This window comes from Candidatus Hydrogenedens sp., assembly GCA_035378955.1.
In the GTDB taxonomy this organism is placed as follows: domain Bacteria; phylum Hydrogenedentota; class Hydrogenedentia; order Hydrogenedentales; family Hydrogenedentaceae; genus Hydrogenedens.
Genome location: DAOSUS010000094.1, coordinates 1 through 11632, shown reverse-complemented (window position 1 = coordinate 11632; position 11632 = coordinate 1). Strand labels below are relative to the sequence as shown.

The 11632-nt window shown below is 37.4% G+C and carries 7 protein-coding genes; 2 read left to right on the top strand and 5 right to left on the bottom strand.

Annotation, left to right across the window (positions count from 1 at the left end; all coding sequences use genetic code 11):
• Positions 1-27: 27 nt before the first annotated feature.
• From cas2 to PLA12_13200, 5 genes are all read right to left on the bottom strand, one after another.
• Positions 28-405 (bottom strand): CRISPR-associated endonuclease Cas2, encoded by a 378-nt coding sequence (gene cas2 / locus PLA12_13220; GenBank protein HOQ33453.1) that lies wholly within the window; start codon positions 403-405, stop codon positions 28-30.
• Positions 399-1298 carry a type II CRISPR-associated endonuclease Cas1 gene (gene cas1, locus PLA12_13215; protein HOQ33452.1) on the bottom strand — a complete coding sequence of 300 codons (900 nt, stop codon included), beginning with the start codon at positions 1296-1298 and terminating at the stop codon, positions 399-401. Before cas1 ends, cas2 begins: the two co-directional genes overlap by 7 nt.
• Positions 1299-4601, bottom strand: coding sequence for an HNH endonuclease domain-containing protein (locus PLA12_13210; GenBank protein ID HOQ33451.1), 3303 nt, complete (start codon positions 4599-4601; stop codon positions 1299-1301).
• A 71-nt stretch (positions 4602-4672) separates the two neighbouring features.
• On the bottom strand, positions 4673-6076 hold the full coding sequence (locus PLA12_13205) for a phospholipase D-like domain-containing protein (GenBank protein ID HOQ33450.1): 1404 nt from the start codon (positions 6074-6076) through the stop codon (positions 4673-4675).
• Between the two features lie 3 nt (positions 6077-6079).
• Entirely contained in the window at positions 6080-7849 is a 1770-nt protein-coding gene (locus PLA12_13200) for a cytochrome c biogenesis protein CcdA (GenBank protein ID HOQ33449.1), read from the bottom strand.
• 163 nt (positions 7850-8012) lie between these two features.
• Between PLA12_13200 and PLA12_13195 the strand changes: the two genes are divergently transcribed.
• Both PLA12_13195 and PLA12_13190 read left to right on the top strand, forming a co-directional pair.
• On the top strand, positions 8013-8999 hold the full coding sequence (locus PLA12_13195) for a polysaccharide deacetylase family protein (GenBank protein HOQ33448.1): 987 nt from the start codon (positions 8013-8015) through the stop codon (positions 8997-8999).
• A gap of 275 nt (positions 9000-9274) precedes the next feature.
• Complete coding sequence (locus PLA12_13190) at positions 9275-11623, top strand: 3-hydroxyacyl-CoA dehydrogenase/enoyl-CoA hydratase family protein (protein HOQ33447.1); 2349 nt, start codon at positions 9275-9277, stop codon at positions 11621-11623.
• Positions 11624-11632 lie beyond the last annotated feature (9 nt).

Sequence of the window (11632 nt, the reverse complement as noted above, 5' to 3'; positions counted from 1 at the left end):
GTCTCGGTATATCCTCTCCTTAACAGATTACCAGAATTGTAATTGTTCGCCGATATGGGGTTGGTTGTCAATTCGTCGTTTTGATGGGCGTGTTTTATCACATATAAATATCATTTGTTTCCATTGAATATCCGTTATAAAGAAACAACGGATGTCGCCTGTTGATGGATTTATTTTTCGGAGATACGAAATACATCTTTCCTTTGTATCTAATGTTACCGCAGGACGAGCGTAAACAGAATATTGAATCATAAGGTATCCATCTCTTAATAAATCTGCACGGAAACGGCTCGCGCTTCGTCTTTCTTCTGCGGTATCGGTGGGCAAATCGAACATAACGAGTAACCATCCCATACGATATTTACTTGCCTCCTTTTTTTTATGTCCCTTGTTTTTCTTTAGCATTGTAAATCTTGAATTTCAGGTATGGTTAATAATTTGATATAGCCGGTATTAAAACATTGGGCTACTGAGGAAATATATTGGTCAATGGCATGAATGAATTTTATGTTTTTACCGTGAACCCTGATTTTAATAGTGGCTAAATTTTTTGCTATTTCTTTAGCAAAGTTTGACATAGTAATATCTATATCTTTTTGGAATGCTAAAAATAGGATTAAATCACAAAAAGGACGGAGGGGTTCTATCAAGTCATATAGTAAAGGTTCAGACTTAAAACGATATTTATGATGGATACCTAAACAGGGGTTTAAGCCGTGAGCAAGTATAGAACGATGACATAAAGCACCTAATACGGCATAAGCATAATTTAGCATTTGATTTATTGGATGTTCTGCTCCGAAGTGTTCCCTGCCCGCAGGTGCTAATTTTCCAAATTGCATAAAATAATATTTCCAGTAATGTCGTGCGGCATTACCTTCATCCCAGTTTTTCTCATTAATATATTCCCACAATTTATGATAAGCACCGATAATATCCAGGGTTTCTGCCTGATTTATAATTTTTGCTTGAATGATTTTTAACCACACTTTATTGTTGAATGTATTATCTCTTTCCACCTGCCGTTTGAAAACCTGTGAGTGGATTACAGAAGGCAAACCGATTGTTTTCCCAATGGGTTTATAATGTTCGTCACAATGTAGAATTACGCCTCCATTTTTAATAATTTCAGACAAAGCATTTCCAGAAAAACTTACTCCTTTTGCTGCTACAACGACAATCAGGATTTCCGATAATAATGCTCGCCTCTCTTGTTCTTTGGTTTTTAACACTAAGAAACCATGGTCAACTGATAAATAACTATTATGCTGGAGTATATGAATAATATGATAAGACATTTATAATAGTTGCTGAATTATTTCTAATTTACCTTGTTCTAATAATATATTTATACTGATTACATCACTTGTTTTGCCGTCAATAGATGTTAATTGACAGAAGTTATCATCTCTAATGGTGTTTATATAATAATATCCTTTCTTTAATCTTTCTTTTTCTTTTACATAAATATTTTCATTTAGTTTAACTAATATTCCTGTTTTTAAAAATATTATATTGGAGTTTCCGAATTTTGAAATAATTTCTTTTTTCTTTTTATAGGGGGATTCGAATACATAGATAGGTATGCGTTCCCACTTTCCTTTATTATTTTTAACAACGAAATAGCCATGTGATTCCTTTTTTTGTTTCAAATATTGTCCTGGCATTTTTCCTTTAATGAATTCGCCCAAATTATTTATTTCACCTTTCAAGAACTTTTCTACATCTTCAGATTTAATTTTTTTGCCTTCAATAAGTAATAGTTTTTTGGGTTTTCCACCAGCACGGTAGTTGTGTAAAAATATCTCCCATTCTTCTTTCGTAGGATTTTTTGCTAATTCTTCTTCAAGGTCTTTTCGAATGTTGTAACTATATATGTCTTTTACATGTTTTCTTGCAATATCTATTTTTTTGTAATCATCAAAATTGGTTCCTGTTCCAAATCTTGTTACGAAAACATAATCATTTGTAATCTTTCCATTATCATCTATGTATTTTCTTAATCCGTAGATAGTTTCGGCAAGTTTTGGTTTAACGAAACGAATTTTAAGGGGCAAACATTTTTCTAATTTTTCTATGCAAAAGTCTTTATTGAACCAGGTGGGATATTCATCTTTACCCTTTTCAGGGTTAAATTTAATTTCGGGTGTGATTGATATTATAAGAGAGTCTAAAGCATGGTGTCTTGGATTATCACGATTTTTCTTTTTCTTGTTTTGTTTTGAATCGGTGCTTTCGTCTTGATCATTAGTTTCGCTATTTGAATCCTCTTCGTTTGTTTCTTCTCCCTCTAAAATCTGATTTAATTCAAAAATATTTCGAATTCGGGAGGTAAAATTTCCCGTGACTACGAATACTTTTCGTTCGGAACCTTTTGTTAATTGTTCCCATCCAAAAAATAGATGACATATTTTTTGGGCGAGTCTGGAAATATAAGCGGTTTCTGCCAAATGAGTATATTTTTCTAATAGCTCTTCAGGATTATCAGAAATGAGTAATCTTATTTTCTTCTTTGGTAAACCAAATTTGTCTGTTTTTTTGTCTCCTTTGTTTTTTTCTGACTTGTTAAAACTACTTATATAATCAATAAATTTATTCCATTGTGTAATGTCTTTTCCTAACCATTCGTAGGGTGTTTGTTTCCCTTTTGCTTGATTATTGGCTCTTGATGTTAACACAAGGTTGTAGTAAGCATCGGGTCCTCCTTTTTCTCGTGGAACGATATGGTCAATCTCGCAATTGTTTATTTCTGTGGCGGGAATATTAGTTTCAGAGTAGGGGTCTCTTGCATGCTGATATATATCTTTACCCCCTTGATCCATCCATAATTTTAATTTAAGGAATGCCTTTTTCCCTTCAATTTGGACACCTTGTTCTTTTAGGTCATTTAGTTTATCTCTTACTTGTTTATTTATTTTTTCATTTTCTTTTTGTTGTTTCATTATTTGTTCTTTTTTCTTTTTACCAGCGATAGTATTTTCAGGGACTCTTGCAAACTCCAGCACAATTTTGTCGGGTTCGTCGAACTTTTCTTTGATTTTTTGTAATTTTTGGTAGAAAAGTAAAAGACGGTGTCTTACTACGGGATTAGAAATTTTGGAGAAAATTTCATGGATCTTTTTTATTCTTTCTTCTTCATTGAGTTGTGCTTCTTCTTCTCGGGTGTCAGGGATATGGAATTTGTCCCATGAATCAGGCATTGCTAATAAGAATTTATAATCTTCGTTGATAAGTCCCTTTTTAGGGTCTGTATTTTGGTTGTTTGAAATATATTCTTGATATAACTCATGTGGTGATTTGCCGGATAGAATAATATCTTTAATAATTTTCATAGCGGGTCTACAAAAACTGGCTCTTCCTTTTTCTTTTGGGGCTTCGATGGTTTTGAAGGAAGGATGAACAATACCATTTAATTTTTTTTGAAGATATTTTTTTAATTTGGATTCCGTAATTTTAAAATTATTTTTATGCTCTTCGAAAAGTTCTGAAATTTCTTTTGGCGTGAGAGATTTTTCTACGCCGGTTTCTGCTTCTACATATCGGAAGTTTTTTAGTTTCATCAGGAATGTTATTTCTTTACATAATGGGTCTTTTCGTTTGCATACATTAAGTCTGGGTATTAGTCGGCATTTATACACGATGCGGTTATCAAAACGGGGTGTCTTTTGGGATAGTAGTCCTTGCCATTCTATATCCCTACCCATATATTTACGGTAATCCTTTAAAAGATAGGCGCCATATTTACAACCAGTAGGTCCATAGAGGATATAATTTAAATTTTTTTCAATATAGGGGTATTGTTTCCCTGCCTGAACGAGAAGTTGTTTTAGTTCTTTATCCACCATTTCTGCGGGAGCAATAGTTGAAATTTCTCCATACTTGTTTCGGATGGGTTTTGCATTTTCATCAATTGTTTTTGAGTAGTTTTCAGGATCATCGGGGTCCCATATTCCCAATCTAAAAGCATCAAAAAATGAGGGATAATAAAATTCTTGTTTTTCTCCAAAGCATTTCTTCATTTCCTCTTTATATTTTTGGACTGCTTCTTCAATCTCTTTTTCATCATTTTTTTTGTCATTTGCCTTCTTTTCTCTTTTCTTTCTTTTTTTGTCGGATTGTTGCTCTTCGTTATCTTCTTCTTTAGCCTCTTTTATTTTTGATTTCCAGGGAAGGTTGATGTCGTATCCTCTTCGTTGAATGGCAGACCAGATGGCTTTATAGATTTGCCACCCTTCTAATTTTTCGCCATGAAGAAGAGCGATGCGAAGTAAAAGGGAGTTATAGATAGTTGGGTCTCCTTTTTTTTGAAATTCTCGAGTTAATCGAGGATCGGGTTTAATATATTCTCCCTTTTCATTCAGATGACCTGTTTCTAACACTTTAATACCTGCTTTTTGTGCGTGTTCTTTCCACCATTCTTCTCTTTTCTTATGTGCAATTCGTGTTCGGATTTGTCTTCTTCGTTCGCGTGCTTCTTTTACTGTGGCAAAATCACTGGGGAGGGTTTCTACATCTAATAATTCAATTTCATTCCCTTTACGAATGCAGGTGCCTAAACTACCTGTGCCAATGTCGAAACTAAAAATTTTTTCATTTTCCATAGGAGCCATCCTTTTTTTGGTATTCTTTTGTAAAGTAATATTTTATCCGTTTTTATAGGTGATTTAAAGTTTTAAATGAGGGGGGCGATGAGGAGGCTTAAGTTTTCGAGGTGGGCTTGTAAGAAATTGGCGGGGAGCTCGGCGATGAATCGGGAGTTGTTCATGAGTTGGTATATCCAGCCGGCAATGGCATCAATTTCGTTGGGGGAATAGTGGAATAGGGCAATTTCGAAGTTTAGGTACATGCTGCGTATGTCGAGGTTGGGCGAGCCTGTTACGGCAAGGAAACGGTCGAATATGAGAAGTTTGGAGTGAACCATTCCTTTTTCGTAAAACCAGATATGTGCTCCGCTATTTATTAGTTCGCGTAGGGCGGGACCGCGTGCGAAATCAGCCAATCTGTGGTTTGAATGTTTGGGTAGGATGACAGAGACATCTACACCTGCGCGTGCCTGGAGATTAAGTAGTTTCAGGATAGGGTCGTCAGGCACGAAGTAAGGTGTTACAATCCAGATGCGTTCTCGGGCTTCCATGCAAGCGGTTAGTATAGCGTCGTGTAGTGTGTCTTCAGGGACATCGGGACCGCTGGCTACTACCTGGACAAGACTGGGGAGAGGTTTCGTTTCTGATGTGAATAAGGAAATTTTGGGTTCAGGCAGCTCTTTTTCTGTGGTGAAATACCAATCACTACGGAATACCTGCTCTATGTCGTATAGGGCTTCTCCCTGTAGGAAAACGGCATTGTCTAAAAAGCGATTGGATGAGGGAGTAGGTCCCATAAAATTGTCGGAGAGATTCATCCCTCCTACCATGGCTATATTTCCATCTACGATGACAATTTTTCTGTGATTGCGAAGGTTTGCTGACCATTTCCTGCGTAAGGGGAGAACAGGTAGGAAGAAAGCTACTTCGCCTCCGGCTTGTATAAGTGGTTCCAGTATTTTTTTTGTAATGGTTAGACAACCGAGACTGTCTAATAGCAAATGGACACGAACGCCTTGTTTTCCTTTTTCCGCTAATGTGTTTATGATACTTAATCCCGTTTTATCTTTCCCTAAAATGAAAGTAGTGCAGTAGATGTATTCTTTGGCTTCTTTTATGATTTCAATTAGTTTGTTATAGGCTTCAATACCATCGAATGAGAAGGAGACTGAATGGATACGGCGTATGGGTGGCATACCTGAGGATAAAAGGATGCGTTCAATGGGATTTTTTATAGGTTGTTCAGGTTTTGCTGTGCTTGTAGAGTAAAGGGGTTCTTTCCTGTTTATCTTTTTTGCTATTTTTCTGCTTCCGAGTATGAAATAAAGAGGAACGCCGATATAAGGGGCAAAAATAATAGCGATGACCCAGGATATAGCGCCTCCGGGTCGGCGATGTTCACTGATGATTTTGAGAATGAGGAAAACGGCAAATAAAAAACCGATTATTGTAAAAAAATGTTCAATTAGTAGTTGATAAAAAATAGCCTTCATAAATTAATTTTCTTTTGGTTTTAATAGAATAAAAGTAGGTAATCCTAAAACTTCGAAATGGTCGAGAACTTTTCGGGTCTCTGTTTCATTTGGATTTTCAGCCTGATATTTAATTCGGACGAAATCATTGAGTTTCTGTTGGACGGTTTCATCATGTAAAACTGTTTTATTCATAACAAGACAATTTTTACACCATGTCGCCCAAAAGTCAATGATAACAGGTTTGTTTTGCGTTTTTGCTTCGTTGAATCCTTCTGTTAATGAGGTATGCCAACCTTCTGTGATTTGCTCCATTGAGATATTTCTGGTATTTAGTAATGTATAGGTAGTATACCCGTAATAAGCCGCGAGACAGAGTAAGAATACACCAAAGGCGTATTTTACATATTCCATCCATTTACCGGGTTTGGGCAGAAGGGTCATACCAGCACCTAATATAGGCCAGGGCAAAGCCATTCCCACGCCTAATAACAAAGGCAGGAAGAGAGCGGAAGAATAACCCTGACTGTATAAATCCTGAGCTTGTAATATAGTGGATATGACCACCGGAGCCACACAGGCACCTGCTAATAAGGCAGATACTCCACCCATAAATAAAGCAACAAAGAAACTTCCTTGTGTATTTCTGCGAACACCGATATAAGATTGGAATCGAGAAAAATCAATGTTAATAAAGTCAAACATGGCTAATGCTAATATGAGGAAAAGCAAGGTTATAAAACCATTGAACCAATAGGTTGAATTGATGGCTCCAAATGTTTTGGAGATACCCAGAACAACTGCAATTCCCAATCCGCCGTAGACAAGGGAGATGCCCAATCCATAAGCTAAACCTAATAAGAAACCGCGTATGCGTGAACCCGCCCGTGCCCCGGCGCCAATAATTGCCAGATTTAATGGAATGACAGGAAGAACGCAGGGCGTAAGGTTTAATGCAAGTCCACCTATGAGAATAATAAAAAGCAGAGAAATAATATTGCGGCTAATTTTCTTTGAAACAGTAGTCCTACTTTCTTGTTCTGCAGATTCTATAAGTCGAATAAATTCATCTCGATTCGCATAACCATCCAATCGGGATACGATACGAAAATCTTTTATAAGTTCTTCCCAATTTTTATCTGTAATAACCGCTGTATTTATTTGTGTTGGTGGTGTAATATTAGAGACTTTTTCTTTTGGGATTGCTTTTGTTTCAATAAGTGATTCCGATTTGTCCCACTGGATTGTTTTTATTTTTTGTTGTATCTCGTCATTTGCTTGAATAGGACTATTACTGATATTCAAAGTTATCTTAATGGGGATGGAAGAAGGGGGGAGGCATTGTCGGTCATTGCAGGGTTGATATTTCAAAGACCCCGTTAATTCTATAGAATTGCGATTTTGAATATTCGATAAAACGATAAGTTCAATACCGATAAAAAAGTCATTTTCAAAAACCGATAAAGGTTCATCTGAAAAGGATAATTTTACTTCCTTAGAAGGAGGATAAATAATTTTTTTTATCTGGACGAAAGGATTTTCTTCAAATGTAAGTTCCGTAGGTATCAGGAATTCATCCCGAGGTTTATTACTATTGATGTGCCATTCCGATTCTAACTGAAATTGTAAGGCTATCTTAACAGGGAGTTCTGGCTTTATACTTTCATATTCGGAAAAGGCTATGTAATTTATTTTAGGTCCTTGAGTTATCTTCTGCCATTGGCCCCATGAGTTTGTTGTAATGAAAAGAAGAAAGGCAGAGAGGGAGATAATACAAATAGTTCTTTTCGTCATAATATATCCTTTTGTTCAACCAATTTTATATAATTATGATATTCTATTTTTCAGAGAATAAAAAATTAAAACAAAATAGTGTTCGGAGAAGTCAAATATCTAATTATAATTTTAACGAAAGTATAACCCAAACTATTTCAACATAATACTAAGGAGTATTTTTATGGGAAACAAAGTTTTGTTTATTTCGATGTTTATTACATGTTTTGCTATGGCTGTTTCAGTTTTTGCTCAAGACAAACCGAAAACAGTCCCTTTGGTAGAACGGTTGGGATTTCCACCGAATACAAAAGTGTTGATTATTAATGCAGATGATTTTGGCATGAATCATGCAACCAATATGGCAACCATTCGTGCTTTGAGAGTAGGTGGCGTTACATCATCCACAGTGATGGTTCCTTGTCCATGGTTTCCAGAAGCCGTAAGTTTAATAAAAGAAAATCCAAAAGCAAGTATAGGGGTGCATACGACATTAACCAGTGAATGGGGCAAATATAAATGGGGTCCTGTATTAGGGAGAACAGCAGTTCCCAGTTTATGCGATGAATTGGGTTATTTCTATGCCGATGTGCCTTTTGTTTATTTAAATGCGAAACCTGAAGAAGCCGAAAAAGAAGTTCGTGCTCAAATAGACAAAGCATTGGCAGCGGGAATTGATGTAACACATATAGACTCACACATGGGAACTATGCAATATGCCCCCGGATACCATGAGATATATATCAAAATAGCAAAAGATTACAATCTCCCCTGTCGTATGGCAGGTCGTGAATTAATGAAAAAATACGGTGGCGAATACCTGATAGATAAAGCAGATGAGTTAGGGGTTCTACATCCTGATGAACTTTATATGGATGATCCACCAACTATCGAAGCTACGGAAAGTTGGTGGAAGGAACGATTAGCACAAATCCCCGCAGGAAAGGTATCAGAAATTTATATTCATTGTGGTGAATTAACACCGGAGATGAAAGCAACAACAGGTTCTGCCGCTCGTAGAACTGCGGATACAGACTTCTTCTGCAAACCAGAAACACGAGAATACATCAAATCACTTGGAATAGAACTAATAAGTTATAAGGAATTGCGTTATCTGCAGAGGGAAGGCAAGCCCATGCCTCGTGTTGAATATGGTTGGGAAAAAGAATAACTAAAATCAAGAGAAAATTTTTTTAGGCTCTATATTTTTATAGAGCCTATTTTTTTGATAAGATATTTAAAAAGTTTAATTTCATTATTATAAAATTACTAAAAGTTGATTGATATAAATCAATAAAACTAAAAATAGAAGGTATTTCTTAGGATAGGGAAAAAAATTTGCAATTTTGATTTGCAGATAGTATTATAAATGTTGTATAACGAACGGTAAGTATATATGTTCCGTAAAATTTAAACATTAAACCTAGTGATAGGAGTAAAAAATCCATGAGGGAAATTCGAAAAGCAGCGGTTTTAGGCTCTGGCGTTATGGGTGCGGCTATCGCAGCTCACCTTGCCAACTGTGGAGTTCCCAGCCTTATGCTGGATATAGTAACTCCGAACCTCTCTGAGGATGAGAAGAAGAATCCTAAAAAAAGAAATGCGCTGGTCGAGGGTAACAAAGCAAATCTGCTGAAAGCGAAGCCGTCTCCTCTTTACAGCAAAAGTTATCTCAATATGATAGAGACAGGTAACTTTGAGGATGATATGCACAAGATAGCAGATTGCGACTTGATTATTGAAGTAGTGATGGAAAACCTGGACATTAAAAAGCAGGTATATGCCCAGGTGGCTCAACATCGTAAGCCGGGAAGCATTGTCACATCCAATACAAGTGGTATTCCGATTCGTGCAATGGCGAAGGATATGCCCAAAGAGATGAGCCAGCATTTCATGGGGACTCACTTCTTTAATCCTCCTCGCTATTTGAGATTGTTAGAACTTATTCCGGGACCGGATACCCTTCCTGAAGTGGTTGAAACCATGGCATGGTTTGGTGAGAATGTATTAGGCAAAGGGATTGTTTATGCAAAAGACACGCCGAACTTTATTGCCAATCGTATTTTGACCTTTACAATGTCTTATATATTGCATGAGATGACAAAGGAAGGATTAACAATTGAAGAAATTGACGCATTAACAGGTCCGGCTATTGGGCATGCCAGTTCGGCAACATTCCGCACAGCGGATTTGGTCGGTTTGGATACCTTTGTAAAAGTTGTGAAAAATGTGTATGATGGTTGCCCAAATGATGAATGCAGAGATTATTTTAAAATGCCGGATTGGGTCGAGAAGATGGTGGAGAAAAAATTATGGGGTAATAAGACGGGCAGTGGTTTCTATAAGAAGACCGATAAGAAAGATGAAAAAGGAAAAGCGATTGTTCAGGCAATTGACCCTGCTACCGTTGAATATCGCGACCCCATTAAAGCGAAGTTTGAATGCACAGGTGCGGTTCGTAGTATTGAAGACCTTGCTGAAAAATTGAAGGTCATGCATTTCAGTGAAGATAAAGGTTCTAAATTTGTATTTAAGTTATTTGCTAATGTTGCCAAATATGCAGCGAACCGTATCCCTGAAATTTCCGATGATATTGTAAATATTGATAATGCTGTGAAATGGGGATTTGCGTGGGAAGCAGGCATTTTTGAAACCTGGGATTTGTTAGGTTTTGAAGAAGTTTGCAAACGAATGGAAGACGAAGGATTTGAATTGCCAGCAATTGCTAAAGCAGTGAAAGAAGCAGGTGGAAAATCCTTCTATAAAACAGAAAATGGTGTGGATTATTATTTTGATGTGGCTACGAAATCTTACAAGCCGGTACCCAAGAACCCGAAAGAAATTCGTTTAGCATCTGTCAAAGCACAGCCCAATAAAGAGATTGATAGAAATGATAGTGCCAGTTTGATTGACATCGGTGACGGGATTATCTGCTGTGAGTTCCATTGCAAGATGAATGCTGTGGATGCAGATATTGTTACTATGTTGAGCAAAGGAGTAGACCTTTTAGAAGAAGGTAAGTATGAAGGTATGGTCGTTGCAAATCAAGGACCGCATTTCAGTGCCGGTGCAAATCTGTTTCTTATTTTGGGACAAATTATGCAACAGGATTGGAATGCTATTGAAGCGATGGTGCGTGGTTTGCAGGGAGCCAACATGCGGATGAAATATTGTTCCAAGCCAGTAGTTATAGCACCGCATCATTACACCTTCGGTGGCGGTCTTGAAATCTGTATGCATGCTGCAAAATGTGTGATTGCGGGTGAAACTTATGCGGGTCTGGTAGAAGCCGGCGTCGGAGTTATTCCTGCGGGTGGTGGAACGAAGGAAATGACGGTTCGGGCTCTGGAGTTAATACCGGAAGGAGTAAATGCAGACCCATTCCCATTTATTCGTCGTTCATTTGAAGATATTGCTACAGCAAAGGTTGGCACCAGCGGTGCAGAGGTTGTTGAATTAGGATATTTGAGACCTACGGATATAATTGAACCGAATTTTGAACTTCAAGTAGGAAGAGCGAAGAATGTATGCTTAAGTCTGATACAGGCTGGCTATCGTCCTCCACGACCGCCAAGATTATGGGCATTGGGCGAAACACCTCGTGCCGCATTTGAAGCAGCGGTATGGGGTATGAAAGAAGCCGGATTTGCATCAGAACACGATATGCTTATCGCGACTAAAGTGGCTTACATTCTGACTGGCGGTGACCGTGCAGAAGGAACACCGATAACAGAACAAGACCTGCTTGTTCTGTTATCGGTGTTCCTTCTGCACGGTCACCGCCAGTCAGAATGAACACCGATA